The sequence below is a fragment of the Amycolatopsis sp. NPDC101161 genome, assembly GCF_044768185.1.
In the GTDB taxonomy this organism is placed as follows: domain Bacteria; phylum Actinomycetota; class Actinomycetes; order Mycobacteriales; family Pseudonocardiaceae; genus Amycolatopsis.
On record NZ_JBIWPI010000007.1, the window covers coordinates 33,307 to 59,231 of the forward strand.

Annotated in this window: 23 protein-coding genes; 9 read left to right on the top strand and 14 right to left on the bottom strand. The window is 71.4% G+C overall.

Features of this window, described 5'->3' with window-relative positions; translation table 11 throughout:
- The first annotated feature begins 91 nt into the window (after positions 1-91).
- A complete protein-coding gene (locus tag ACIRSS_RS42955) occupies positions 92-280 on the top strand; it encodes a hypothetical protein (RefSeq protein ID WP_257920466.1) in 189 nt (62 codons plus the stop codon).
- Between the two features lie 7 nt (positions 281-287).
- On the opposite strand, the gene ACIRSS_RS42960 is transcribed toward ACIRSS_RS42955, so the two are convergent.
- From ACIRSS_RS42960 to rox, 3 genes are all read right to left on the bottom strand, one after another.
- Entirely contained in the window at positions 288-887 is a 600-nt protein-coding gene (locus ACIRSS_RS42960; protein WP_400906033.1) for a hypothetical protein, read from the bottom strand.
- A gap of 71 nt (positions 888-958) precedes the next feature.
- On the bottom strand, positions 959-3,115 hold the full coding sequence (gene helR, locus ACIRSS_RS42965; protein WP_400906035.1) for an RNA polymerase recycling motor ATPase HelR: 2,157 nt from the start codon (positions 3,113-3,115) through the stop codon (positions 959-961).
- Complete coding sequence (gene rox, locus ACIRSS_RS42970) at positions 3,112-4,572, bottom strand: rifampin monooxygenase (RefSeq protein WP_400906037.1); 1,461 nt, start codon at positions 4,570-4,572, stop codon at positions 3,112-3,114. The genes helR and rox overlap by 4 nt, the downstream gene beginning before the upstream one ends.
- A 256-nt stretch (positions 4,573-4,828) precedes the next feature.
- Here rox and ACIRSS_RS42975 point away from each other — a divergent pair, with 256 nt between their 5' ends.
- Together ACIRSS_RS42975 and ACIRSS_RS42980 are read left to right on the top strand one after the other, a co-directional pair.
- A complete protein-coding gene (locus tag ACIRSS_RS42975) occupies positions 4,829-5,482 on the top strand; it encodes a GNAT family N-acetyltransferase (RefSeq protein WP_400906040.1) in 654 nt (217 codons plus the stop codon).
- The gene (locus ACIRSS_RS42980; RefSeq protein ID WP_400906043.1) at positions 5,415-5,915 is read left to right on the top strand and encodes a TetR family transcriptional regulator C-terminal domain-containing protein; all 501 of its coding nucleotides are present in this window, start codon (positions 5,415-5,417) and stop codon (positions 5,913-5,915) included. Before ACIRSS_RS42975 ends, ACIRSS_RS42980 begins: the two co-directional genes overlap by 68 nt.
- Here the strand turns inward: ACIRSS_RS42980 and ACIRSS_RS42985 are convergent.
- From ACIRSS_RS42985 to ACIRSS_RS43000, 4 genes are all read right to left on the bottom strand, one after another.
- On the bottom strand, positions 5,912-7,042 hold the full coding sequence (locus ACIRSS_RS42985; RefSeq protein ID WP_400906044.1) for an epoxide hydrolase family protein: 1,131 nt from the start codon (positions 7,040-7,042) through the stop codon (positions 5,912-5,914). The genes ACIRSS_RS42980 and ACIRSS_RS42985 overlap by 4 nt on opposite strands.
- 71 nt (positions 7,043-7,113) lie before the next feature.
- The gene (locus tag ACIRSS_RS42990) at positions 7,114-7,896 is read right to left on the bottom strand and encodes an SDR family NAD(P)-dependent oxidoreductase (RefSeq protein WP_400906046.1); all 783 of its coding nucleotides are present in this window, start codon (positions 7,894-7,896) and stop codon (positions 7,114-7,116) included.
- Between the two features lie 22 nt (positions 7,897-7,918).
- A complete protein-coding gene (locus ACIRSS_RS42995) occupies positions 7,919-8,902 on the bottom strand; it encodes a glutathione S-transferase family protein (protein ID WP_400906048.1) in 984 nt (327 codons plus the stop codon).
- 8 nt (positions 8,903-8,910) lie between these two features.
- Positions 8,911-9,387: a MarR family winged helix-turn-helix transcriptional regulator gene (locus tag ACIRSS_RS43000; protein ID WP_400906051.1), complete on the bottom strand. Its 477-nt coding sequence runs from the start codon at positions 9,385-9,387 to the stop codon at positions 8,911-8,913.
- A gap of 108 nt (positions 9,388-9,495) precedes the next feature.
- Here ACIRSS_RS43000 and ACIRSS_RS43005 point away from each other — a divergent pair, with 108 nt between their 5' ends.
- On the top strand, positions 9,496-10,053 hold the full coding sequence (locus tag ACIRSS_RS43005) for a YceI family protein (RefSeq protein ID WP_155543674.1): 558 nt from the start codon (positions 9,496-9,498) through the stop codon (positions 10,051-10,053).
- Positions 10,054-10,074: 21 nt separating this feature from the next.
- On the opposite strand, the gene ACIRSS_RS43010 is transcribed toward ACIRSS_RS43005, so the two are convergent.
- A complete protein-coding gene (locus tag ACIRSS_RS43010) occupies positions 10,075-10,680 on the bottom strand; it encodes a TetR/AcrR family transcriptional regulator (RefSeq protein WP_400906055.1) in 606 nt (201 codons plus the stop codon).
- Positions 10,681-10,702: 22 nt separating this feature from the next.
- Between ACIRSS_RS43010 and ACIRSS_RS43015 the strand changes: the two genes are divergently transcribed.
- Entirely contained in the window at positions 10,703-11,110 is a 408-nt protein-coding gene (locus ACIRSS_RS43015; protein WP_400906057.1) for a hypothetical protein, read from the top strand.
- Here ACIRSS_RS43015 and ACIRSS_RS43020 read toward each other — a convergent pair.
- The 5 genes from ACIRSS_RS43020 to ACIRSS_RS43040 are packed head-to-tail and all read right to left on the bottom strand — an operon-like array spanning position 11,008 to position 17,046.
- Complete coding sequence (locus ACIRSS_RS43020) at positions 11,008-13,014, bottom strand: TIM-barrel domain-containing protein (protein WP_400906060.1); 2,007 nt, start codon at positions 13,012-13,014, stop codon at positions 11,008-11,010. The genes ACIRSS_RS43015 and ACIRSS_RS43020 overlap by 103 nt on opposite strands.
- Positions 13,015-13,024: 10 nt before the next feature.
- Positions 13,025-13,840, bottom strand: coding sequence for a carbohydrate ABC transporter permease (locus ACIRSS_RS43025; RefSeq protein WP_400906062.1), 816 nt, complete (start codon positions 13,838-13,840; stop codon positions 13,025-13,027).
- Positions 13,837-14,775: a carbohydrate ABC transporter permease gene (locus tag ACIRSS_RS43030; RefSeq protein ID WP_400906065.1), complete on the bottom strand. Its 939-nt coding sequence runs from the start codon at positions 14,773-14,775 to the stop codon at positions 13,837-13,839. Before ACIRSS_RS43030 ends, ACIRSS_RS43025 begins: the two co-directional genes overlap by 4 nt.
- Positions 14,772-16,001: an extracellular solute-binding protein gene (locus ACIRSS_RS43035; RefSeq protein ID WP_400906068.1), complete on the bottom strand. Its 1,230-nt coding sequence runs from the start codon at positions 15,999-16,001 to the stop codon at positions 14,772-14,774. The genes ACIRSS_RS43030 and ACIRSS_RS43035 overlap by 4 nt, the downstream gene beginning before the upstream one ends.
- Before the next feature lie 34 nt (positions 16,002-16,035).
- The gene (locus tag ACIRSS_RS43040) at positions 16,036-17,046 is read right to left on the bottom strand and encodes a LacI family DNA-binding transcriptional regulator (RefSeq protein WP_400906070.1); all 1,011 of its coding nucleotides are present in this window, start codon (positions 17,044-17,046) and stop codon (positions 16,036-16,038) included.
- Between the two features lie 346 nt (positions 17,047-17,392).
- On the opposite strand from ACIRSS_RS43040, the gene ACIRSS_RS43045 reads away from it, so the two are divergent.
- The gene (locus ACIRSS_RS43045; RefSeq protein ID WP_400906073.1) at positions 17,393-20,311 is read left to right on the top strand and encodes a glycoside hydrolase family 3 C-terminal domain-containing protein; all 2,919 of its coding nucleotides are present in this window, start codon (positions 17,393-17,395) and stop codon (positions 20,309-20,311) included.
- On the opposite strand, the gene ACIRSS_RS43050 is transcribed toward ACIRSS_RS43045, so the two are convergent.
- Positions 20,312-21,127 carry an SAM-dependent methyltransferase gene (locus tag ACIRSS_RS43050; protein WP_400907768.1) on the bottom strand — a complete coding sequence of 272 codons (816 nt, stop codon included), beginning with the start codon at positions 21,125-21,127 and terminating at the stop codon, positions 20,312-20,314.
- Positions 21,128-21,250: 123 nt separating this feature from the next.
- Between ACIRSS_RS43050 and ACIRSS_RS43055 the strand changes: the two genes are divergently transcribed.
- The 3 genes from ACIRSS_RS43055 to ACIRSS_RS43065 all read left to right on the top strand — a co-directional run bounded on the left by ACIRSS_RS43055 (position 21,251) and on the right by ACIRSS_RS43065 (position 25,924).
- Positions 21,251-22,573, top strand: coding sequence for a cytochrome P450 (locus ACIRSS_RS43055; protein ID WP_400906076.1), 1,323 nt, complete (start codon positions 21,251-21,253; stop codon positions 22,571-22,573).
- A 72-nt stretch (positions 22,574-22,645) separates the two neighbouring features.
- On the top strand, positions 22,646-23,737 hold the full coding sequence (locus ACIRSS_RS43060) for an alpha/beta hydrolase (protein WP_400906079.1): 1,092 nt from the start codon (positions 22,646-22,648) through the stop codon (positions 23,735-23,737).
- An 87-nt stretch (positions 23,738-23,824) separates the two neighbouring features.
- Positions 23,825-25,924 carry a putative bifunctional diguanylate cyclase/phosphodiesterase gene (locus tag ACIRSS_RS43065; protein ID WP_400906081.1) on the top strand — a complete coding sequence of 700 codons (2,100 nt, stop codon included), beginning with the start codon at positions 23,825-23,827 and terminating at the stop codon, positions 25,922-25,924.
- Position 25,925: the final 1 nt, after the last annotated feature.

A 25,925-nucleotide genomic window follows, 5' to 3' on the forward strand; every position in this document is an offset into this window, starting at 1 on the left:
GAACGGAGGTCCCCTCACCGGTGTCCTGAGCCCCGGTGAGGGGACCTCCGCCATCGTGCGCCCGCCCCGGTGGCCTGCCATCCTGGTGATCATGACGCACTACGTTCTCGCGCAGACGCTGGCGACGGTCGGGGAGTTCGAGGCGAAGGGCTTCCTGGGCACAGTGGGCAAGATCGCCGCGGCGACGGTGATCTTCTTCATCGCGATCGGCTTGGTCGTGGGGCTGCTGCTGGGGTTCTTCATCGGCCGCTCGGTCGGCCGCCGCCAGGGCCCGCGCTGAGGGCGGCTCAGGGCACCAGGCCGTGGCGGGCCAGCTCCCGCCCGGCCAGCTCCTCGATGACCTCCCGGTCCCGCTGCCGCCACCCCGTCGCGACCTCGCCGGCCGACGCCAGCCGCCTCGCGGGCTGGGTCGTCAACGCCCGCAGCGCCAGCAGGTCCAGGCCCTCGTCGCCGAGCTCGCGCAGCCGCGCGGCCGCCGACGCGCGACGGGTGAACTGCCAGCGCAGCGGCAGCCACGTCGCCACCAGCGTCACCACCGGCAGCGCGATGATGATCGCCGCCATCCACCACGCGAGGCTCTCGACCGCCTCGATCTGCCAGTGTCCCGCGTTGACGAGCTTGGTACCGGCGTCCGAACCGCCGTGCAGCGCTTTCGCCAGCGCTTCGCCGACCAGCGGGAGCCCACCCGCGGAGTTCGCCGCCGAATCGAACGTCCCCCGCAGGCCGGTGCCCGCGTCGACGAGCCCGTCACCGGGGGCGCGCAGCTTCATCACCTCGTCGTACACCGACGTCCCCAGCCAGACCGCGAAGATCACGAGCAGCAGGGCGAGCAGGTCGCTGACGAGCTGGGCGGTGCGGCGGATCGGCCGTTCGGCGTAGAGCTGCATCGGAACGCCTTTCGCGGTGGGGGAGCGCGGGCGCGGGCAACGTACCCGCGCTCCCGGCCACCGAACCGCGGCTAGCTGCGGACGACCTCCGCGAGCCCGCTCAGCGCCGCCGGCAACGCGCCTTCGTGCAGTACGCCCAGCCGCTGCGTCGCGCGGGTCAACGCCACGTACAGGTCTGCCGCGCTGTCGGCGAGGATCGCCGCCGGGTCCACCACCAGGACCGCGTCGAACTCCAGCCCCTTCGTCTCCGACGCGAGCACCGCGCCCGGCACCCCCGGCGGCCCGATCACCACGCTCGTCCCGGGACGCCCGGCTTCCTCGCGGACGAACTCCTCGATCGCCGCCGGCAGCTCGTCCCCGGTCACCTGCCGGGACCACGGCGGAACCCCGCAGGCCCGCACCGACTCCGGCGGCCGCACGCCGGGCGCGAAGTCCGCCAGCACCGCCGCCGCGACCGCCATGATCTCCGCCGGCGTGCGGTAGTTGACCGTCAGCGACCGGTAGACCCAGCGGTCGGCCACGTACGGCGCCAGCATCGGGCCCCACGACCGCGCGCCGGCCGCCGCGCGGCGCTGGGCCAGGTCGCCCACCACCGTGAACGACCGGCCCGGGCACCGCCGCATCAGCACCCGCCAGTCCATTTCGGACAGTTCCTGGGCCTCGTCGACGACGACGTGCCGGTACGTCCAGTCCCGGTCCGCCGACGCCCGCTCGACCAGCGTGCGCGTGTCGGCCTCGACGAACCGCTCGGCCAGGTCCTCGGCGTAGAGCAGGTTCTCCGCCGAGAGCATGACGTCCTCGTCCATCTCCTCCCGGTCCAGCTTCATCGTCTGGAAGACGCCTTCGGCGTACTCGGCCTCGGCCTGCCGCCGTCGCGCTTCCGCCGCGGCGGCCGCCTTGTCCGCCGTCTTGTCGTGGCCCAGCAGGTCGACCAGCTCGTCGAGCAGCGGCACGTCCGACACGGTCCAGGCGTCGCCTTCGGCCCGGTACAGCGGAGAGTCCGCGGGGACCGACGTGTACCACGAGGACAGCAGCTCCTCCGGCGTCAGGATCGGCCACAGCGCGTCGATCGCCGCGGCGAACTTCGCATCGCCGGCGAGGTCCTGCAGCAGCCCCTTCCGCATGCTCTCCCACTCGTCCTTGTCGTCGCGGCCGAGCCAGCCGCGGCCGATCCGGCCGATCGCGCGTTCGGTGAGCACGTACGTGACGATCTCGGTGAACACCGCCCGCGCCTCGTTGTGCGGCAGCCCGCTGTCGCGCGCCTCCTGCCGGGCCCACTCCGCGGTCTCGGCGTCGATCCGCACGGTGACGTCCTTGAGCGCGATCGGCACCGGTTCGGCCGGCAGCCGCTGCCGGTCGGCGACCGCGGCCTTCAGCGCGTCGAGGATCTCCAGCGACCCCTTGAGCCGCGCGGCTTCCGGCGTGTCCTCGGCCGTGACGTGCAGGCCGGGCACGAGGTCGCCGGTGGTCGTGAACACGACGTCGGTCTCGCCCAGCGACGGCAGGACGCGCCCGATGTGGTTCAGGAACGCCGGGTTCGGCCCGACGACCAGCGCGCCGTGGCGTTCCATCCGCTCCCGCTGCGTGTACAGCAGGTACGCGACGCGGTGCAGCGCGACGACCGTCTTCCCGGTGCCCGGCCCGCCCTCGATCACCAGCACGCCCGGGTGGTCGAGCCGGATGATCTCGTCCTGCTCGGCCTGGATCGTCGCGACGATGTCGCGCATGCCCTCGCCGCGCGGCGCGTTGACGGCCGCGAGCAGCGCCGCGTCCCCCTGCGCGTCCCCGTCCGGCCGGCCGAGGTCCTCGTCGGTGAAGCCGAGGACGCGCCGCCCGCGCGTGTGGAACTGGCGCCGCCGCCGCATGTCCTCCGGGTTCGCGCCGGTGGCCGTGTAGAACGGGCGCGCCGCGGGGGCCCGCCAGTCGAGCAGCACCGGCCGGTACTCGTCCTCTTCGTCGAACAGGCCGACGCGCCCGATGTAGGTCCGCTCACCCGAGACGGCGTCCAACCGCCCGAAGCAGAGCCCGTTGTCGACGACGTCCAGCCGCTTCACCTGCCGGCCGAGCGCGCGCACGCTGACGTCCCGTTCCATGGCGCCGACGCCGTTGCCGCCCAGCGCGGCCTCGTACTCGGCCTTGACCCGCGCGCGCTCGGCGTCGAGCCGCGCGTACAGCCCGGCGACGTGGTCGCGCTCGGACCGCAGTTCTTCTTCGTACCCCTGTGTCACATTCCCTCTTCGTTGTCCCGCAACAGCTTTCCGGCGGTGGGCGTGCCGAACCACTTCCGCAGCGCGGCGGGCAGCCCGGCCTCGTCCTCGCCGGTCCAGACGACGTGGCCGTCGGGCCGCAGCAGCACCGCCGGCACGTCCAGTTCCTCGCTGACGTCGACGACGTGGTCGACGCGGTCCTCCCAGCCCGCCGCCGACAGCCGGCCGGTCTGGTCGAGCAGCAGCCCGCGTCCCGCGTGCATCAGCCCGTAGAGCCGGCCTTGCTTGAGTTCGACGTCCCGCAGCCGGCGGCCCAGCAGGGCCGGCCCTTCGCCGAAGTCGTAGCGGATGTTCACCGCGATGATCTTCTCGGTGAGGTACCGGTTGACCTCCTCGAAGTCCATCAGCTCGGTCAGCAGCCGCCGGGCGGCCCGCGGGCCGGGCTCGAGCAGGAGCAGCTCCATCTGCGCGCGGGTGTTGTTCAGCACCTCCTCGGCCACCGGGTGCCGCTCGGCTTCGTAGGTGTCCAGCAGCCCCTGCGGCGCCCAGCCGTCCACCTCGGCCGCCAGCTTCCAGCCCAGGTTGAACGCGTCCTGGACGCCGAGGTTGAGCCCCTGCCCGCCGACCGGCGGGTGGACGTGCGCCGCGTCGCCCGCCAGCAGCACCCTGCCCACCCGGTAGTGCTCGGCTTGGCGGGTGGCGTCCCCGAACCGCGAGAGCCAGCGCGGCGAGTGGACCCCGAAGTCGGTCCCGGCCGTCTTGCGCAGCTGCTCCTTCAGCTCATCCAGCGTCGGCGGGGTCCGGCGGTCCTCGGCGACGTCCCCGGCGGGCACGCCGACCCGGTACGTGCCGCCTTCCACCGGCATGAAGCCGAACCGCTTCTCGGTCTTGCGGACCTCGACGTTGGCGACGTCGATCTCCTCCCGCGAGACGCCGACCTCCACCTCGGCCAGCAGCGTGTCGATCCGGCTGGGCTCGCCCGGGAAGCCGACGCCGAGCAGCTTGCGGACGGTGCTGCGCCCGCCGTCGCAGCCGACCAGGAACCGCGCGCGTTCCCGCGTGCCGTCGGCCAGCTCGACCGTCACGCCGTCGTCGTCCTGGCTCAGCCCGGTCACCTCGCGGCCGCGCCGGATCTCGGCGCCGAGCTCGAGCGCGTGCTCGGTCAGCAGGCGGTCGACGACCGGCTGGTGGATGCCGAGCGTGTACCCGTGCGCGGTGTCCAGCTTGTCCGGCGACGGCTTCGGGATGCCGGCGAAGAAACCCCCGACCGGGTACTTCGTGCCGAGCTCCAGGAACCGCTCCAGCAGCCCCCGCTGGTCCAGCACCTCGATGCTGCGCGCGTGCAGGCCGAGCGAGCGGACGACCTTCGTCGGCTCGGCGTCCCGCTCGAGCACCAGCACGCCGACGCCGTGCAGCCGCAGCTCCGCCGCCAGCATCACGCCGGTCGGCCCGCCGCCGGCGATGATCACGTCGAACAAAAAAGACCCCCTCGGATCACCCGCGTTTCCGCAGGTTGTGGCAACGGCTGAGAATTGTGCGGCACAACGGGGGTCTTGCCGCAAGCCCGGGGGTGCGCTATACGTTGGACATGGAGGGGAGTGGTTTTCCTCCCTCCGGTCTCCGGGACGTCTTCCCAGATCCAGCCCTTGGTACCAGGTTCCGGTCCTCCGCGTCGGGCTGATCTATGACAGCGGTCATAGTGTGCTTCCGGTCGCACTGTGCTCTCATGGAGTCATGACAGCTGTCATAGAAATCCGGGAGCTGGGCGACCGCCCGGCGGACCGGGACCGCGTCGCCGCGCTCGTCGCGGCCTGCTCGCCGGAGAGCCTCCGGCTGCGGTTCCTGATGGGCGGACCGGCGCGCCCGGCCGAGGTCTTCCGGCGCTACGGGCGCTTCCTGCTCGCCGGGACGCCCGCGCTGCTGGCGACGCGCGACGGCGCGCCCGTGGGGCTGCTCAACTTCGTCGCGGAGACTCCGGGCGAAGCCGAGATCGGGATCCTCGTCGCCGACCCCTGGCAGCGGCAGGGGATCGGCAGCGCGCTCACCCGGTGGCTGTGGGCGTCCGGGCGGTGGCCGGGCTGGACCGTGCGCGCGACCGTGCGCGCCGGCAATACCGGCGCCGAGGCTTTGCTGCTGCGCCAGGGGTTCCGGCCGGTGCCGTCGTATGAACGCGGCGAGCGGGACTTCGCGCTGGTCGTCCCGGACTGGGCTATCATGACAGACGTCATGAAGGAGGCGGCGGATGACGCGGACACCCCGCGAGCGGATGGTGCTGAGCGCCGCTCAGCTGGTGCGGATCCACGGGGTCGGGGCGACCGGTATGCGGGACGTGGTCGCGCACGCCGAGGCGCCGCGGGGGTCCCTGCAGCACTACTTCCCGGGCGGTAAGGACCAGCTGATCGCCGAAGCCGTCGCGTGGGCGGGGGACTACGCGGCCCGGCGCGTCGCGCGTATCGCGGCGAAGATCGAGCAGCCGACGCCGGGCAAGCTGTTCGAGGCGATGGCCGCGCAGTGGCGCGACGAGTTCACGGCGCAGGGGTTCGACGCGGGCTGCCCGCTGGTCGCGACGGTCGCCGACACCGTGGCGACCAGCGAAAGCCTGCGTGACGCGGTCGGCAAGGCGTTCGACGGCTGGCAGCGCCCGGTCGCTTCGACGCTGCAGGACCTCGGGGTGCCGGCGGCCCGCAGCACGTCGCTGGCCGTGCTGATGCTGAGCGCGCTGGAGGGCGCGATCGTCCTGGCGCGGGCGCACCAGGACGTCGCACCGCTCGACACAGTCGTCGCGGAGCTGCGCCCGCTGCTCGACGGCGCGGTGGTCTAAAGGCCGCGGAAGAACTCGCGGATGTCCTCGACGAGGACGTCGGGCGCCTGCAGGGACGCGAAGTGGCCGCCGGTGTCGTACTCGGTCCAGCGCGTGATGGTGTTCGACAGCGCGGCGAGGCCGCGGATCGCGTGGTCGCCGCGGAAGTTCGCCACGGCCGTCGGCACGCCGGACGGCGCCGGCCGCTCGCCCCAGCCGTCCTGAGCGGCCTCCACGTAGAGGCGCGCGGCCGAGCCCGCGGTGCCGGTGAGCCAGAAGATCGTGACGTTCGTCAGGATGGCGTCGCGGTCCACCGGCGTCTGGGTCGTCGCGGTGGGGTCCCAGTCGACGAACCACTCGAGGTTCCAGGCGAGCTGGCCGGCGGGGGAGTCGTTGAGCGCGTAGGCGAGCGTCTGCGGCCGGGTGGACATCTGGGTGGCGTAGCCGGAGTGGCCGTACCACCACGCCCGGTTCTCCTCGGCGCGTTTCCGGTCCTCTTCGGACAGTCGGTCGAGGTCACCGGGAGCGGTGGGGACCCCGGCGTTGGCGACGGCGTTGACGTGCACGCCGAGCACCGCGTCCGGCGCGGTCCGGCCCAGCTCGGGCGAGACGATGCTGCCGAAGTCCCCGCTCTGGGCGCCGTAGCGCTCGTAGCCGAGCCGCCGCATGAGCTCGGCCCACGCCCGGGCGGTCCGCCGGGTGTTCCAGCCCCGATCGCGCGTCGGCCCGGAGAAGGCGAAACCGGGCACGGACGGCGCGACGACGTGGAACGCGTCGGCGGGGTCGCCGCCGTGGGCGCGAGGGTCGGTGAGCGGGCCCACGATGCCGGCGAAGTCGGCGACCGTGCTCGGCCAGCCGTGGGTGAGGATCAGCGGCGTGGCGTCCGGTTCGGGCGAGCGGACGTGCAGGAAGTGCACGCGCTGGCCGTCGATGGTGGTGGTGAACTGCGGGAAGGCGTTCAGGCGGGTTTCGTGGGCGCGCCAGTCATAGCTCGTTCGCCAGTACTCGACGAGCTCGGCGAGGTAGGGCTCACTGACGCCGTAGTCCCAGCCGGCGCCGGGCAGTTCACCCGGCCACCGGGTCCGGCCGAGCCGGTGGCGCAGCTCGTCGAGGTCGGCCTGCGGGACGTCGATGCGGAAGGGATCCATGGGGCTACCGTTTCGTGCTTCGAGGACAGTGGCGGTCCTCGAGCGTTCGGCAGGCGACGAATCCGATCGACTCAGGTGTGCGTTCCGCCGTCGATGCGGATTTCCGTGCCCGTGATGAACTTCCCGTCCTCCGACGCCACCATCGCCACGACCCCCGCCACCGTCTCCGGGCCCGCCACCGCGTTGCCCACCTCCGTCGTGTGGTCCGTCGGCAGGATCGGCAGCAACCGCCCGAACAGCGAGAAATCAACGTCCGACGGCAGCCAGCTCGCCGCCGAGTCCGTGATTCCGCTCTTCACGCTGCCCGGTGCGATGCTCACCGCTCGCAGCCCCTGCTTGCCGTACTCCAGCGCCAGCGAATGCGTGAACGCCTGGATCCCGCCCTTGCTCGCGCAGTACGCCGCCATGTACGGGTGTGCGAACGACGCCGAGGTCGAGCTGAAGTTCACCACCACGCCGTGCGAAGACGCCAGCAGCGCCGGCAATGCCGCGCGCGTCACCAGGAACGTGCCCGTCAGGTTCACCGCCAGCACCCGGTTCCACGACTCCAGCGACGTCTCGTGCGTGTGCGAGGCCAGCAGGATCCCCGCCGCGTTGACCACGACGTCCAGGCCGCCGAGCGCGTTCACCGCCGAGGTCACGCCGAACTCCACCGATGCCTCGTCGGCCACGTCCATGGCGAACGTCGTCAGGCCGCCGAGCGGCGCGGCCTTCTGGGTCTCGATCAGGCCCTCTTCGGAGACGTCCGTGCCGATGACCTGGGCACCCTCCTCCATCAGGCGGAACGTGGTGGCCCGGCCGATGCCGGAGCCGGCACCGGTGACCAGGATTCGGCGATCGCGCAGGCGTTCCATGGCGATCACCGTAGCCAAGAAACTACGGCGCGGGCACCCTCTCCGGCTCCGGCGGCGGGCCCGGGGGCGTGCCGTCGCCGAACGGGCGGCCGCCCAGCTCCTCGCGGCCGTGCGGGGTGAGCCAGCCCGACGTGTCCGGCCCGAGCGGGACGATCCCGGTCGGGTTCACGTTCTTGTGCACCACGTAGTAGTGCTCCTTGATCTGCGGGAAGTCGATCGTGTCGCCGAACCCGGGCGTCTGGAACAGGTCGCGCGTGTACGCCCACAGCACCGGCAGCTCGGTCAGCTTCTGCCGGTTGCACTTGAAGTGGCCGTGGTAGACCGCGTCGAACCGGACGAGCGTCGTGAACAGCCGGACGTCGGCCTCGGTGATCGTGTCGCCGACGAGGTAGCGCTGGTCCGCGAGCCGCTCGGACAGCCAGTCCAGCCGGGCGAACAGCTTGCGGTACGAGTGCTCGTACGCCTCCTGGGAACGCGCGAAGCCGCACTGGTACACCGCGTTGTTGACGTCGGTGAACACCTTCTCGGCGACGTCGTCGATCTCGTCGCGCAGCTTCTCCGGGTACAGCTCCGGCGCGCCCGAGCGGTGGTACGCGGTCCACTCGGTCGACATGTCCAAAGTCATCTGCGCGAAGTCGTTGGTGACGACCTGGCCGCTCGGGACGTCGACGAACGCCGGCACCGTGATGCCGCGCGGGTACTCCGGGTCGCGCTTGAAGAACGCCTCCTGCAGCCGCTCGATCCCGAGCACCGGGTCGCGGCCACCGGGATCGAGGTCGAAGCTCCAGCTCCGCTCGTCGTGCACCGGCCCGGCGATGCCCATCGACAGCACCGGCTCGAGACCCAGCAGCCGCCGGACGATCACCGCGCGGTTCGCCCACGGGCACGCCCGCGCCACGACCAGCCGGTAGCGGCCGGGCTCGACCGGCCAGCCGTCGCGGCCGTCGGCGGTGATGCGGTCCGGGAGGTAGTTCAGGTCCCGCTTGTACTCGCCCTTGTCGCTCATCGGCGTCCTCAGCAGTCGTCGGTCGGGGGAGCGGCGTCCAGCGCCGCGGCCAGCCGGGCCAGCACCGGCCCGGCCGTGCGGATGTCCTCGGCGCTCAGGTGGTCGAACACCGAAGCCCGCACGCGGGCGAGGTGGCTCGGGTAGGCCGCCTCCAGTCTGGCCAATCCCGCGTCGGTCAGCACGGCGTTGGACGCGCGGCCGTCCTCGGCGCACTTGCGCTTCTCGACCAGGCCACGCCGGGTGAGGTCGTCGACGACCCGGCTGATCCGGCTCAGCGAGAGCCCGGTGGTCGTGGCCAGCATCGAGATGCGGAGCAGGCGGTCGGGTGCTTCGGACAGCGCGACCAGCACGCCGTAGTCGGTGATCGCGAGGCCGGTCTCGGGCAGGAACTGGTCTTCGAGCGCTCGCGGCAGGGCGGTCGTGATGCGCATCAGCGCCCGCCAGAAGGGAGCTTCGTCGAGGTCGAGCGCGTAGCGTTCACCCATACAGGCGAGCATAGCCAATGCTTGCTTGCGCAACCAGTGAAAGTGAGTACAGTCTTGTTGAACCCTCAATCACTTGGGGGCGCCACCACGAGGAGATGACTGAGAGCCATGACCAGCGCGACCACCTACCCCCAGCTGACCGGTGAGTACACCCTGGACGCCGCCCACTCGCGGATCGGGTTCGTCGCCCGGCACGCCATGGTGACCAAGGTCCGCGGCAGCTTCAACGAGTTCACCGGCACCGCGACGATCGACGGTGACGCCCCGGAGAAGTCGTCCGCCCAGGTCACCATCCAGGCGCACAGCATCGACACCCGCAACGCGGACCGCGACGGGCACCTGAAGAGCAATGACTTCCTGTCGATGGACGAGTACCCGACGATCACCTTCACCACCACCGAGATCAAGCAGACCGGCGACACGTCGTTCGACGTCACCGGCGACCTGACCATCAAGGACGTCACCCGTTCGGTGACCATCCCGTTCGAGTTCGAGGGGTCCGCCAAGGACCCGTTCGGCAACGACCGGATCGGCTTCGAGGGCTCGACCACGATCAGCCGCAAGGACTACGGCATCACCTGGAACGCCGCCCTCGAGACCGGTGGTGTGCTGGTGAGCGACAAGGTTACCCTCGAGTTCGAGATCTCCGCGATCAAGAACGCCTGACTTCGGGAGCGGGAGCCGGTCTCAGCGCCGGTTCCCGCTCGCCCGCAGGTTTTCGATCCCGACGTCGAGCGCCGCTTCCAGGTGGTCGATGCGGCCGGTCGACAGCATCACCACCACGCCGCCCTGCAGTCCCGCGAGCAGGGCGGCCGCCGTGCGTTCGGCGTCGAGGTCCGCGCGCACCTCGCCCGCGTCCTGCAGCCGGCGGATGCCCGCTTCGAGCTCGTTCTGCCAGCTGCGCAGCAACTCGGTCACCACGGCCTGCGCCCCCGGCGTCGCCCGGCCCAGCTGGGAGATCAGCACGTTGAGCGGGCAGTACTGGCCGCGCTCGCGGTAGTGCGAGACGACCGTGTCGCGCCAGCGCCGCCAGGCCGCCCACGAGTCCAGCTCGCCCAGCTGCGGCTGCTGGGCCGCCATCACCTGCGTCGCCTCGAACCGCGCGACTTCCAGCAGGAGCTCCTCCTTGCCTTCGGGGAAGTAGTGGAAGAGCTGGCTCTTGCTGGCGCCGGTCCGCGCGCGGATGTCGTCGAGGGTCGTGACGGCGACCCCGCGCTCGCGGATCTCCGCCGCGGCGCCCTCGACGATCCGCTGCCGCGTCGCGGCGCCCTTCCGGGTCAGCGTTGGACTCACGGGTCCACTTTAAACCAGTGTCGTGGGCGTCGGCCACCACGGGACGATCCGGGCGTGTGTGACGGCGTGGCTGGTCGTGCGCCGGGACCGGTACGCCGAGCTGACCGCCGGACCCGTGTTCGCCGGCACCGACACCGAGCGGAAGGTCACCGCCGACGATCGTGAGGTCCGCTTGGCCGGCGTGCGCGAGTTCGCCGAGCGGGCGGACCGGGACCGGTCGCTGCGCCAGGACTTCGTCGACCGATTCTTCGGCCGGCTGGGCCACGGATGGCGGGAGACCTGGCCGCCGGGCTGGACTCTCGGACTGCCGTCCCCGCGCAAGCCGGGTCACTCGGCCGAGGTCGTGATGGGCACCTCCGCGCCGTCGCGCAGGAAGACCGGGATCCGCTCGGGCGGGGCCGCCGCCTCGACCCAGCCGCCGCCGTCGTGACGCGCACCCGTCACCGCGTCCGTCCACACCGCACCCGACGGCAGGTACACCCGCCGGGACGTGGTCCCCGGTGAAAGCACCGGGGCCACCAGCACGTCCGGCCCCAGCAGGAACTGATCGGAGACGTCCCAGGAAACGGCGTCCGCCGGGAAGTCGACGAACAGCGGGCGCATCGGGGGAATGCCCTGCTCGTGCGCCACGCGCATCTGCTCCATCAAGTACGGCCGCAGCCGCTCCCGCAGCCTCAGCGACTCCACGATCGAGGAGTACGCGGACTCGCCGTAGGACCACACCTCGTTGGGGCCGCCGGTCATCGCCGGGCCGAACGGCGGCCGCGGGTCGCGGAAGCCGTGCAGGCGGAACAGCGGGCAGAACACCCCGTACTGGAACCACCGGACCAGCAGTTCCCGGTAGGAGTCCGACGCCGGGTCGCCGCCGTGGAAGCCGCCGATGTCCGTGGTCCACCACGGGATCCCGGCCAGCGCCACGTTCAGTCCCGCCCGCACCTGCGCCCGCAGCGACTCCCACGTCGCCCCGACGTCGCCCGACCACAGCGCCGCGCCGAACCGCTGGCTGCCCGCCCACGCCGACCGGCTCAGCAGCACCACCTCGTCGTCGCCTTCGGCGCGGATGCCGTCGTGGAACGTCTGCGCGTTCGCCTGCGGGTAGAGGTTGAACACCTCCGACCCCGGGCCGGCGTGGAAGCCGAGGTTGTGCGGGTGGCCGGGCTGGATCTCCGGCTCGTCGCCGTCCAGCCACCACGCGCGCACACCCAGGTCGTAGTAGTTCTCCTTGACCTTGCCCCAGACGAACTGCCGCGCCGCCGGGTTGGTCGCGTCGTAGAACGCCACCGGCATCTCGACGTCGAACCCCTTGTCCTTCCACGGCGCGTGCGCCGGGACGCCGTTCTCGGCGGCGACCAGGAGCCCCTGTTCGTGCAAGGCCCGGTAGTTCGACGACAGCGGGCTCACCGACGGCCACACCGACACCATCAGCTTGACGCCGAGGTCGTCGAGCTCCCGCACCATCGCGGCCGGGTCCGGCCACTCGGCCGGGTCGAACCGCCAGTCGCCGAGGTGGGTCCAGTGGAAGAAGTCCGCCACGATCACCGACAGCGGCAACCCGCGTGCGTGGTACTCGCGCGCCACGGCCAGGAGCTCGTCCTGCGTGCGGTAACGCAGTTTCGACTGCCAGAAGCCGGCGGCCCACTCCGGCAGCATCGGCGCGTACCCGGTCGCGTCGGCGTAGTGGCCCAGGATCTCCCGGGGGCCGGCGCCGGTGGTGACCCAGTAGTCGAGCTGGCGGGCGTCGTCGGCGACCCAGCGGGTGCCGTTGGTGGCCAGCTCGACCCGGCCGACCGCCGGGTTGTTCCAGAGGAACCCGTACCCGCGGCTGGAGAGCAGGAACGGCACCGACACCTCGGCGTTGCGCTGCACCAGGTCGAGCACCAGGCCCTTCTGGTCGAGCCGGCCGTGCGTGTGCTGCCCGAGGCCGTAGACCCGCTCGTCTTCGTAGGCGGTGAACCGCTGTTCGAGGCGGCCGTACCCGTTGCGCGACGGCATGAACAGCCGCGCGCCGGGCCACCAGAAGTGCGCGCGCTGCTCGGCCAGCAGCTCCTCGCCGGTGTCCGTCCGGACGAACTTCAGCTGCGCGTCGATCCCGGTGTCGGTGTCGGCGATCTCGACGATCGCGGTGAGCGCGCCGTTGACGACCCGGCCGGTGCGCTCCTCGACCGACGCGGTCGCGGCGGACGGTTTCGCGGGCAGCAGCGCGCCCGGGACGTCGTCGATGATCCGGTGGCGTCCCGCGCGCACGCGCAGGCTGCCGTCGCCCCACGGCTCGACGCGCAGCACCTCGTGCCGCACGGTGACCTCGAGCGAGCGGCCGTCTTCGGACGTGATCACGCGGGTCTCCTTAGTCTTTGACGGCGCCGCTCGTCAGCCCGGCGACGACGTACCGCTGGGCGACGACGAGCAGGACGGCCGCGGGGATCGCGGCGAGGACGGCGGTGGCCATGATCCCGTTCCAGTCGGCGGACTGGTTGCCGACGAACCGGTAGATGCCCACCGTGATCGGCTCGAACGACTGGCCGGTGGTGAGCGTGACGGCGAACAGGAAGTCCGCCCACGCGAACAGGAACGAGAACAGCCCGGCGGTGACGAGCGCGTTGCGGCTGACCGGCACGATGATCGACACGAACGTCCGCCAGTACCCGGCACCGTCCACACGGGACGCTTCGGTGAGCTCCTTCGGCACGGAGATCATGAACGCCCGCAGCAGGAGCACGGCGAACGGGATGGTCGCGGTCGAGTCCGCGAGCACCAGCCCGAGGTAGTTGTCGATCAACCCCAGGTTGCTGAACACGGTGTAGAGCGCGTTGGCCATCACGATGCCGGGGATCATCTGCACGATGAGCAGCACGAACACCAGCACCGGCCCGCCGCGGACCTTGAGCTGCGCGAGCGCGTACGACGCCGGGGCGGCGATCGCCAGCGACACGAGCACCGCGCCGAGCGCGACGACGACACTGGACAGCAGGTGCGGGCCTTGCGAGGACAACGCTTTGCGGTAGCCGTCGAGGGTGCCGCCGGTGGGGAAGAACGCCGGGTCCGGGCGCAGCAGCGCGCCGCTGGGCTGGAAGGACGCGTTGACCATCCAGTACAGCGGGAACAGCAGCACCGCGACGATCAGGACGCCGAAGACCGTGCGCGGCCAGGACGAGGTCTTCATGCCGCCGCCTCGGCCAGGGTCGCCTTCGCCGAACGCAGGTACAGCAGCCCGAACACCGTCGCCACCAGGATCAGGACGTTGCCGACCGCGGCGCCCTGCCCGAACGCGAAGTCCTTGAAGGACAGGCGGTAGGACCACGTCGTGAGCGTCTGGGTCGCGTTGGCGGGCCCGCCGCCGGTGACGACCATGATCACATCGAACACCTTGATCGTGTAGACCAGCCCGAGCATGAGCACGATCCCGGTGACCGGCCGCAGCAGCGGCCAGGTGACGTGCCGGAACCGCTGCCACGCGCCCGCGCCGTCCAGCGCCGCGGCTTCGTAGAGCGACGCGGGGATCGCGCGCAGGCCGCCGTGCAGGATGACCAGGTTGAACGGGATGCCGATCCAGATGTTGGTCAGGATCACCGCCGGCAGCGCCCAGCTCGTGCTGCTCAGCCAGGGCACCGCGTCGAACCCGAGGAACCGCAGCGCCGCGTTGAGCACGCCGTGGTCCTGGTCGAACATCCACCGCCAGACCGCGCCGCTGACCACCAGCGGCAGCAGCCACGGCAGCAGGAGCAGCGACCGCAGCAGCGCGCTGCCCAGGAAGCGGCCGGTGAAGAACACCGCCAGCGCGAGGCCGATCCCGAACTGGAAGACGAGCGAGCCCGCGGTGAACAGTACCGTGTTGAGCGCCGCCGTTCCGAAGAGCGGGTTGTCGAACACGGCCGCATAGTTGCTGAGGCCGACGAAGGGTGCTTCGCCGGTGTAGAAGGACTTCACCGTGTAGTTCTGCGTGCTCATCACGACGTTCGCGGCCAGCGGGTAGCCGAAGAACACCACGATGTAGGCCAGCGCGGGCAGCAGGAACAGCCACGCGGCGAACCGGGGCGTGCGCCGGGGTTTCCGGCCGGCGCGGGGCGCGGCCGCGACGGCCGGGGCCACCAGGGTCACGAACCGCTCGCTTGCTGCGCGGCCTTGAGGGCCTGGTCGGCGGGCTGCTTGCCGGTGAGCGCCGCCTGGAGCGCGTCGGCCAGCGCCTGGGAGACCTTCGGGTACTTCTCGCCGAGCTCGGCGGTGCGGGAGCGGGCGGTGCCGACCTCGTCGACGAACGCCTGCATCGCCGGCTGGTCCCCGCCGAACTTGGCCGCTGCGGCGGTCTTCGACGGGATGTAGGCGTGCGCCTTGCTCCACTCGAGCATGGTGGGCTCGGAAAGGATGCAGGAGAGCACCTTGCCCGCGGCCTGCTGGGTGGACGCGCCGGTGACCGGCACGGTGCCGACCTCACCGCCGAGCGCGACCACGGGCTTCGCGCCCGCCTGCGGCACCGGGATCGGGACGACGCCGTAGTGCAGCGCCTTCTGCTCGTCGAGCCGGGCCAGGTTCCACGACCCGTTGACCATCATCGCCGCGTTGCCCGCGACGAACTGGTCGGCGACGTCGTTCTGGTTCCACGTCACGACGGACTTCGACGCCGAGCCGGAGGTCACCAGGTCCGTCACGAATCGAAGCGCTTTCACGGACGGCGCGGAGTCCAATTGGGACAGTTCGGCGCCGTTGCTCCAGAAGAACGGGAGGAACTGCCAGGTGCCTTCCTCGGACGGGATCGCGGAGAAGGCGAGGCCGTACTTGCCGTCCTTGGTGAGCTTGGCCGCGGCGGCCTTCAGCTCGTCCCAGGTCTTCGGCGGCTCCACGCCGGCCGCGGTGAGGAGATCCTTGTTGTAGATCAGCGCGAGACCGTTGACGCCGGGGGCGACGCCGTAGACCTTGCCTTGGTAGGTCCCGGCCTTGACGATGCTGTCGTAGTAGCCGTCGGTGGTGATGCCGTAGGTGTCCAGCGAGGTCAGCGCGCCGGTCGCGGCGACCTGCTGCAGCGTCGGGTTGTCGGTGAAGAGCAGGTCCGGCAGCGTCTTCGAGCTCGCGCCCTGCAGGACCTTCGGGAGCATCTGGTCGGTCGGCACCTTCTGCCGCTCGATCTTGATCCCGGTCTGCGTCGCGCACGCGTCGAGGATCTTCTGCCACGCCGCCGAACCCTGCTCGTCGGCGTAGTAGTCGAGCTCGGTGATCGACGACGCCGGTCGGGCGTCGTTCGACGAGGCCGGTGGTGCGGGACTGGGGCTGCACGCGGCGACCAGAGCGGCGCTCGCGGCCAGGATGAGGGCGCGACGGGGTAGGGACATGGTGATCCTCCTACGACGCTGGAGCAGAACCGGGTCAGGTGCGGCGCGGCGCGGCGGTGCTGTCGCGCCGGGTGAGCCGGGGTCCGAGCAGCCGGACCTCGGGCGTGGTGTGGCCGGCCAGCCGGCGCATGGTCATCTCGACGGCCTGGGCCCCGACCTCCTCGGCCGGGATCGCGACCGTGGTCAGCGCGACCGCGTGCTGCGCGGCCATGGTGTCCGGGCAGACCGCGACGACGGAGATGTCCTCGGGCACCCGCAGGCCGCGGTGGCGCAGGTCGGAAAGCAGGCCGGGGAGCACGGCCTCGTTGTGCACGACCAGACCGGTCAGGTCCGGGTCGGCGGCGAGCAGTTCGTCGAGGCAGGCGCTCACCGCTTCGTAGGAATGGGCGCACGGCCGGTTCGTCGCGCGCACGTCGTGGCTCTTCGCGGCGTCGTCGAACCCGCGCAGGAACCGCGTCGCGTAGCTCGTGCCGCGCCGGTAGACGGCGGGGGAGGGGCCGATCAGCGCGATCGAGCGGTGGCCGAGGTCGGCCAGGTGCGCGACGCACGCCGAGCCGGCGGCGGTGAAGTCCAGGTCCACGCAGCTCAGCCCGGCCGGGTGGTCGGGCACGCCGATCAGCACCACCGGCAGGTCGAGCGCGATGAGCATCGGCACCCGCGGGTCGGCGGCTTCGACGTCCATCACCATCAGCGCGTCGGCGATCGCCGACGACGCCACCCGCTGCAGCGCCGCGGGGCCTTCGTCCTTCGTCAGCAGCAGCAGGTCGTGGTCGTGCGCGCGGGCCGCGGTGACCGCCGAGGCGACGAACTCCATCACCACGGCGACGTTGAGGTCCGTGCGCAGCGGCACGACCAGGGCGAGCACGTTCGTCTTGCTGCTGGCGAGCGCCCGCGCCCCGGCGTGCGGGTGGTAGCCGAGCTTGCGGATACTCTCCTCGACCAGCCGCCGGGTCTTGGGCGAGATCGAGCGCTTGCCGCTGATCACGTACGACACCGTGCTGGGGGCCACGCCCGCCGCCGTCGCGACGTCGTTGATCGTGACCACGGGCGGCCTCCTGGGGACGGCGGAGCGGAAGTGCGTCGAAGCGCATCGACGATGGCACGAAGGTAGAAGACCCCGGACCGAAACACAAGCAGTGATTTGCCCACCGCCGGAATTCGATTCCCATTCGACGATCGGCTCTTCGTCGAATTCGTCGAACGCCGCTGATGACGACTCCGTGCCCAGCTCAGTGGCCGATTTCGGGGTCGCGCCGGATCGGCTGGGAGCGCGTCCAGAAAGTCTTGACCTCGTGCTCACACGACTGTAATAGTCGACCCCATCCCCACCTTCGACGCGAATGTTCCGCGCCGCACTGTCGAAACGATTCGACGATTCCGGGAGGCCGCCCGTGCGCCAGTCCCCGCTCCGCCGCGCCCTCGTCCCGGTGGTGGCCGCCACCCTGCTGCTGGCCCCCGCGCCCGCGCTCGCGGCGCCCCCGCCACCGTTCCGCGACCCCGCCCTTCCCCTCGCGGCGAGGATCGACGACCTGCTGTCCCGGCTCACCGCCGACGAGAAGATCTCGCTGCTGCACCAGTACGAGCCGGCCATCCCGCGGCTGGGCATCGGGGTGTTCAAGACGGGCACCGAAGCGCTGCACGGCGTCGCCTGGTCGACCGACTACGACGACAACGGTGCCGTCGTGAAAGCCGACGGCACGGTGTTCCCGCAGGCCATCGGCCTCGCGTCGACGTGGGACCCGGCGCTGGTGAAGCAGGTCGGCACGGCGGTCGGGCAGGAGGCGCGCGGGTTCAACGCGCGCAACCCGACGCTGTGGGGCCTCAACCTGTGGGCGCCGGTGGTCAACCTGCTGCGCGACCCGCGGTGGGGCCGCAACGAGGAGGGCTACTCCGAGGACCCGCGCCTCACCGGCGCGCTCGCGACCGCGTACGGCCACGGCATCCAGGGCGACGACCCGCGCTACCTGCAGGCAGCTCCGACGTTGAAGCACTACCTCGCGTACAACAACGAGGTCAGCCGCGACACGAGCAACTCCTCGGTACCGCCGAAGATCCTGCACGACTACGACGAGCAGGCGTTCAAGATCCCGCTGCGGGCCGGCGCGGCCAACGCCGTGATGCCGTCGTACAACCTGGTCAACGGGCGGCCGAACACCGTCAGCCCCGACCTCGGCGGCCTGCTCCGGAAGTGGGCGCCGCAGGACATCGCCGTCGTCAGCGACGCCGGTGCGCCGTCCAACCTGGTCGACTCGGAGAAGTACTACGCCACCAAGGCCGAAGCCGACGCCGCGGCGATCAAGGCCGGGCTCGACAGCTTCACCGACAACGACACCAACGGCTCGATCACCGTCGAAGCGGTGAAGGAAGCGCTGTCCCGCGGGCTGCTGACGATGGCCGACGTCGAGAAGGCCGACCGGCACCTGCTGTCGCTGCGGTTCCGGCTCGGCGAGTTCGACCCGCCGGGCCGCAACCCCTACGCGAAGATCACCCCGGCGGTCATCAACTCACCCGAACACCAGGCGCTCGCCCGCAAGGTGGCGGACGAGCAGGTCGTGCTGCTGCGCAACAACGCCAACGCGCTCCCGCTCGACGCGGCGAAGAAGAAAGTCGCCGTCGTCGGCCCGCTGTCCGACACGCTGTACGAAGATTGGTACAGCGGCGCGATGCCGTACCGCGTCACGCCGAAGCAGGGCATCGAGGAACGGCTCGGGACCGCGGTGGCCTCGTCCGAAGGCGTCGACCGGATCGCGCTCAAGGACCTCACGACCGGCCGCTACCTGACGGCGCCCGCCGCGCCCGGCAAGGTGACCGCGGGTGGGACCACCGCGGGGAAGGCGGAGTCGTTCGACGTCTACGACTGGGGCGCGGGCAAGAACACCTTGCGGGCGGCGGCGAACGGCAAGTTCCTCAGCTACTCCGGCGGCGCTCTGGTGGACGACGTCGACCAGCCCGCCGGCTGGTTCGTGCAGCAGCAGCTCAAGCTCGACCCGCAACCGGACGGCAGCTACGTGCTCGAGTACGCGGGCAACGAGGTGACCGAGCCGTGGTTCGGCCCGAACCGCTTCGCCGTCGTCGGCGCGGACGGGGTCCTGACGATCTCGTCGCCGGACGCGGCGCACGCGACGAAGTTCGGCCGCGAGGTGCTGACCAGCGGCGTCGCGTCGGCGGTCGCGGCCGCGAAGGGCGCGGACACGGCGGTGGTCGTGGTCGGCAGCATGCCGTTCATCAACGGCCGCGAGGCGAACGACCGGACGAACACCGCTTTGGCGCCGGGGCAACGGACGTTGATCGAGGCGGTTTCGCGGGTCAACCCGCACACGGTGGTCGTGGCGGAGAACAGCTACCCGACGACCGGCTGGGACACGTTGTCGGTGCCGGGGATCGTCTGGACGAGCCACGCGGGCCAGGAGACCGGGCACGCGGTCGCGGACGTGCTGTTCGGCGACGTCAACCCGAGCGGGCGGCTGACCCAGACGTGGTACGCCTCCGACGCGGGGCTGCCGAGCATCCTCGACTACGACATCGCGAAGACCGGGATGACGTACCAGTACTACCAGGGGAAGCCGTTGTACCCCTTCGGTTTCGGGCTCAGCTACACGGGCTTCCGGTACGGCGCGGTGCACGCCTCGCGGTCCGGTTCGGCCGTGCGGGTCAGCGTTGAGGTGACGAACACGGGGAGCCGCGCGGGGACCGACGTCGTCCAGCTGTATTCGAAGGAGTCCGGCGTGCAGCGGTTGCGTGACTTCTCCCGCGTGACGCTTTCACCGCACGAGACGCGGACGGTCCGGTTCGAGGTTCCGTTGGCGGATCTGGCTTCCTGGGACGTCTCACGTGACCGGTCGGTGGTGGCAGAGGGCTGGTACGACTTCTCCGTGGGCCGCAACGCTGTGGACTTGTCGGCTCCGCAGCCGGTGTTCGTGCCGGGGGAGCGAGCCGAGCCTCGCGACCTGAGCCGTCCGACGCAGGCGCAGAACTTCGACGACTACGCCGGAACGACGTTGACGGACACGTCCAAGACGTCGGGCACCTCGGTCGCCGCGGTGGCCGGGAGCTGGCTGGCGTACCGAGACGTCGCGCTGAACGGCCCGGCGCGGTTCACGGCGTCGGTGTCCACAGTGGAGTCAGGGCGTGTCACGGTGCGTTTGGACTCGCCGACGGGCCGGGTCCTGGGAACGGCGCCGGTGACGTCGACGGGTGACCGGTACGCGTACACGACGGTGACGGCGCCGCTGGCGAAGGCGACCGGCCGCCACGACGTCTACCTGACGTTCGACGGACCGGTGAACCTGGCGACGTTCTCCCTGCGGTGACTAGGGCTTGCGGCCGACCCCGGCGTACGGCAGCGAATTGATGGCGGGGTCGTCGGACATGTCGCCGGCTCCCTCGGGCCTCCACATCGCGCAGCCGACCACGCCGGGGTCGACCACCTCGAAGCCGTCGAAGAAGGCGAGGACCTCGTCGTGGGTTCGGGGGACCGGCTGGTTCTGCTGGTCCTGGTTGGTCTTGTACACCTCGACCGCCTCGTCGAGGTGCTCCGACTCCGAATCCGCCGCCACGTGCGTGATCGCCAGGAAGCTGCCCGGGGCCAAGCGGTCGCGGTAGCGGGCCAGGATGCCCGCCGGGTCCCAGGCGTCCGGGACGAAGTGCAGCAGCAGCAACATGAACACGCCGACCGGCTGGTCGAGGTCCAGCAGCTCGGCCGCCCCTTCGAAGACGTCGTTGGCGTCGCGCAGGTCGGCCTGCAGCACCGTGCAGCGGTCGTTGTCCTGCAGCAGCAGGCGGCTGTGCGCCACGGCCACCGACTCGCGGTCGACGTACACCACGCGGCACGACGGGTCCGCCTGCTGGACGATCTCGTGCAGGTTGCCCGCGGTCGGGATCCCGGAACCGATGTCGAGGAACTGCCGGACGCCGGAGGCGACCATGAACTTCGCTGCGCGGCGCAGGAACGCGCGGTTGAGGCGGGCCGCGTCACGCACCCCCGGCATGATCTTGAGGATCTGCTCCCCGAGCGCGCGGTCGGCGGCGAAGTTGTGGTCGCCGTCGAGCCAGAAGTCGTACACCCGCGCCGGGTTCGGCACCGTGGTGTCGATCTCCGGCGGTACCCAGCTCAGCTCCCCGGTCACGGGACCTCCCACCCTCGCGCTCCTCGGAGTGGGCGAGTGTAGCCCCCTCCTCCGTTCGTGTGGACTCGTGCTCGGGCCCGTCCCCGCGCCGCTAGGGTGTTCCGGTCGCGAGGAGACGAGGCCATGACGAACGTTCCCGGCCGGTGGCCCGTGCTCGGGCACACGGTGTCCCTGCTGCGCGACCCGCTGAAGCTCTTCACTTCCCTTCCGGCGCACGGAGACGTCGTCGAACTCCGCCTCGGCCCGCTGCCGGTGCACGTGGTCACGACGCCCGAGCTCTCGTGGCGGGTCCTGGCCACCGACGCCGACAAGTTCGACAAGGGCCTGGTCTTCGACAAGATGCGCCCGCTCTTCGGCGACGGCCTGGCCACCTCCAACGGCGAGCTCAACCGCCGTCAGCGCCGCTTGGTCATGCCCGCGTTCGGCCGGACGCGGATCGCGGGCTACGCCGACACCACGATCACGAAGCTGGCCGACGAGCTGGCGAGCTCCTGGCGGCCCGGCGAAGTCGTCGAGTTCGACAAGCGGATGCAGGACCTCGTGCTCACCATCGCCGGGCAGACGCTCTTCTCGACCGCGCTCGGCGACGAAGCCCTGGCGGAAATCCGACGTTCCATCCCGATCATGCTGAAATACGTGCTCATCCGGGCGTTCTCTCCGAAATTCGTGGAAAAGCTGCCGATTCCCGCGAATCGGGAGTTCGACGCCGCGGCCACGCGGTTGCGCGAGGTGATCGGCGAAACCGTGGTCACCGCCCGGAAAGACGGCGCCGACCACGGCGACCTGCTGTCGATGCTGCTGCTGGCCCGCGACGAGGACACCGGCGAAGGCATGTCCGACCGGCAGGTGCACGACGAGGTCATCACGATCCTCACCACCGGCGCCGAGACCACCGCCGTCGCGCTGGCCTGGTTCTTCCACGAGCTCGGGCAGCACCCGGAGGTCGAACGCCGGTTCCACGCGGAGGTCGACGACGTCCTCGGCGGGCGGCCCGCGCGCTTCGAGGACCTCCCGGATCTCGTGTACACGCACCAGATCGTCAACGAGATCGTCCGCCGCACGCCGCCGCTGATCCTCATGCGCCGCGCCCGCGAGGACGTCGAGCTGGGCGGGGTCACCATCCGCGCCGGCAGCGAGGTCGCCGTCAGCCAGCACACGCTGCACCGGGACCCGCGCTGGTTCCCGGACCCCGACCGGTTCGACCCGGACCGCTGGGCCCCCGGCGAGACGGCGGAACTCCCGAAGGGCGCGTACATCCCGTTCGGCGCCGGCGCGCGGCTGTGCCCGGGGCACGTGTTCGCGCCGACGGAGATCGGCATCGTGGCCGCCACGATCGGGGCGCGCTGGCGGCTGGTCCCGGTGCCGGGCAAGAAGGTCCGCGCGCAGCTCAAAGCCACCATGCAGCCGAACCGGCTGCCGATGACCGTGGTGCCGCGCGGGACCTGACGGTACGCGTCCGGCTACCAGGTGTAGTGTTCCCGAGTTCCTTCACCTGTCCGAGCCCAGAGGGAGTGCGGCGTGAAGCTGCCCGTCAAGGTGACGTCGGCCTTGTTCGCCTGCGGTGTCCTGCTCGCCTCGCTGACGGCCGCGATGCCCGCCGAGGCGGCCGCGATCTCCTGCGGCGACACGGATCTCCCGGTCACCGGCCCCGGCCTGCCCCCGCTGGTGCCGGGCGCGCCGGCGACGGTGCACGGCCGGCTCTGCCTGCCGGCCGGTGACGCCCCGGACACGGTCCAGCTGCTCGTGCACGGCGGGACGTACAACAGCGCGTACTGGGACCTGCCGTACCAGCCGGACCGCTACTCCTACCAGCGCGACATGGCCGCGCACGGCTACGCGACCTTCGCCGCCGACCAGCTCGGCGCCGGGGCCAGCAGCCACCCGCTCAGCCTGCCGCTGTCGGTCTGGGCGGCGGCCGAGTCGATGCACGAGGTGGTCGGCCACCTGCGGGCCGGGCACGTCGGTGGCGTGCCGTTCGCGAAGGTCGTCATCGTCGGGCACTCGGTCGGGTCCGGGGTGGTCGCGGTCGAGGCCTCGACCTACCACGACGTCGACGGCGTCGTCCTCACCGGCATCACGCACCTGCCCGCCCTGCCGGTGCTCGCGCTGGGCGCGGCGCTCGGCCTGCAGCCCGCGCTGCTCGACGGGCAGCTCGGCCGGCTGGGCAGCGACCCGCTCTACTTCACGACGAAACCGGGCGCGCGGGCCGGGTTGTTCTACGCGGCGGGCGATGCCGATCCGGGCGTGATCGCCGCCGACGAGGCGACCAAGGACCAGGTTTCGGTGCCCGGGATGGGCACGGTCGCGCTGTTCGGGATCGTGCTCCCGGCGACGAAGGGAATTACCGTACCGGTTTTCCAGGTGGTGGGGGAAAAGGACGTCCTTTTCTGCGGGCTGCTCGCCCTGCGTGACTGTTCGGACGCCGGCGTGCTGCGCGCGCAGGAGGCACCGTATTACGCCGATCCGTCGAAGTTGTCGATGTACGTCCTGCCGGGTGCCGGTCATTCCGTTGCGTTGCACGAAAACGCGGCGGACTACCGCGACGCCACCCGGTCGTGGCTGCGGGATCGCCTGGCGATCGCTCCGCAGGGTTATCACTCGATTGGATGAATGCTGTTTCGTGCGCCGGACACAATTTCGCGCCAAGATATATCGGCTACCCCGACCGGAGTTTACTGAGCCCCAGGACAGGCTGAGGTGACCGCTCCCCATCCCCGCGGTGACGACCCGCGGAAGAAGCCGTCCGCCGAACGCGCGGCGAGACGGCTCGGCACGCTCGCGCGCAAATGGGGTTACCTGATCTCCACCACCGCGTACCTGCCGCACACGCCCGAGGAGATCGAGCGCGAGCTGGCGGTGCTGGTCGGCAGGCTGTTCGACGCGGTCGCGAGCGAACCGCCGGACCTCGGCGAGGCCGCCGCCGCGGGCGGGCGGCTCGTCGAGCTGCGCTGCGTCGGCGCGGAGAGCCTTCGCCGCACCCTCGAAGTGCTCGGCAAGGCGCTGCTGCGCGAGCCGGAGCTGCGGCACGTCGACGGGCTGGCCGAGCGCGTGGTGCTGGTGCTCGGCGCGCTCAGCTCGGGCTACGGCGAGATGCTGCGCGAAGACATCCAGAAGCGCCAGGAAGGCCTGAGCAGGGCGCTGCTTAAGGTCGAGCAGGAGACGCGCCAGAAGCAGGTCATCACGCGCGCGCAGTTCGAAGAGGTGTTCGCGGGTTCCGCCAGCGGCGTCGCGCTCACCGAGCTGGACGGCCGGGTGCTGCGGGCCAACGCGGCGCTCGCCAAGACGCTCAACCGCACTCCCGCCGAGATCGCCTCGATGACGCTCTTCGACCTGGTCCACCCGGACGAGGTCCAGCAGCTGCGGGAGTCCTACGCCGAACTGGTGGCGGGCCTGCTGCACCGGCTGCGCGTCGGACGCCGGCTCGTCGGCCGGGACGGCGAGCCGATGTGGGCGACCTTCGCCGCGTCGGTCGTCCGCGACGCGCTCGGCACGCCCCGGCAGCTGGTCACCATCGTCGACGACGACACCGAGGTGTCGCTGCTGCAGCGGCGGCTGTCGCACCAGGCCCTGCACGACGTGCTCACCGGGCTGCCGAACCGCCAGTTCTTCAGCACCCGCCTGGAAACCCTGCTGCGCGACGCCGACGCGGCCCGTGGCGTCACGCTGTTCCACCTCGACCTCGACGGCTTCTCGCAGATCACCGGCGGCCTCGGCCAGGATCTGGGCGACCGGGTGCTGCGCGGCGTCGCGGCGAAGCTGAAGGCGGTGTTCGACGGCGAGAAGGCGCTCGTGGCGCGCCTCGGCGGCGACGAGTTCGGCGTGCTGGTGCAGAACACGGCCGAGACGCCGGGCGTGGTGACGCTCGTCCGGAAGATCACCCACGAGCTCGCGGAGCCGGAGTACGTCGACGGCCACCGCGGGGTCGCGGTGTCGGCCAGCATCGGCGTCGTCCACCGGCCACCGCGGGACATCACCCCGGCCGAGCTGCTGCGCGCGTCGGACCTGACGCTGCGGCGCGTCCAGCGGACCGGCAACCAGTGGGGCCTGTTCGACCGCGAGCTGGACCGCCGCGACCGCCACGACTTCGGCCTCGCCGCGGCGATGGCGGGCGCGTGGGAGAACGGCGAGATCGAGGTCCGCTACCGCCCGCTGGTGGACGCGCGGGACGCCGCGATCCGGGGCGTCGAAGCGCGGCTGCGCTGGAACCACCCGGCCGAAGGCGTCCTGTCGCACGAGACGTGCGTGCGGCTGGCGGGCGAGACGGGACTGGTGCTGCCGCTGGGCACGTGGCTCCTGCGCACGGCGGCCGAGCGCGTCGTGGCGGCCGGCGTCACCGTCCCGCTCACGGTCGAGCTGCCCGCGCACCAGGCCGCCGACCCCGAGCTGGTCGGCGAGATCCGCGGGGTGCTGGAGTCCACCGGCCTGGAGGCGGACCGGCTGCGGCCCGGCTTCCCGATGGCCTCGCTGACGGCGGCGACCGGGGACGCGGCGGACAACCTCAAGGTGCTGGCCGAAATCGGCGTGGGCGCCGAGATCCACGAGTTCGGCGACGTCACGTGCCTGACGGAGTTCCCGGCCCGCGCGGTCCGCGTGGCGGCGCACATCGCGGAACGGCGTGAGCACCCGCTGGTGGAGCGCGCGCTGACCGCGCTGATCGACGCGGCCCACCTGGCCGGCGCCGAAGTCGCCGTCACCGGGGTCGCGACCGGGGAAGAGGCCGGGTGGTGGCGCGACCGCGGCGCGGACCGGATGTGCGGCCCGCTGTTCGCCGCGTTGCCGGACGGCCTGCCGTCCTGAG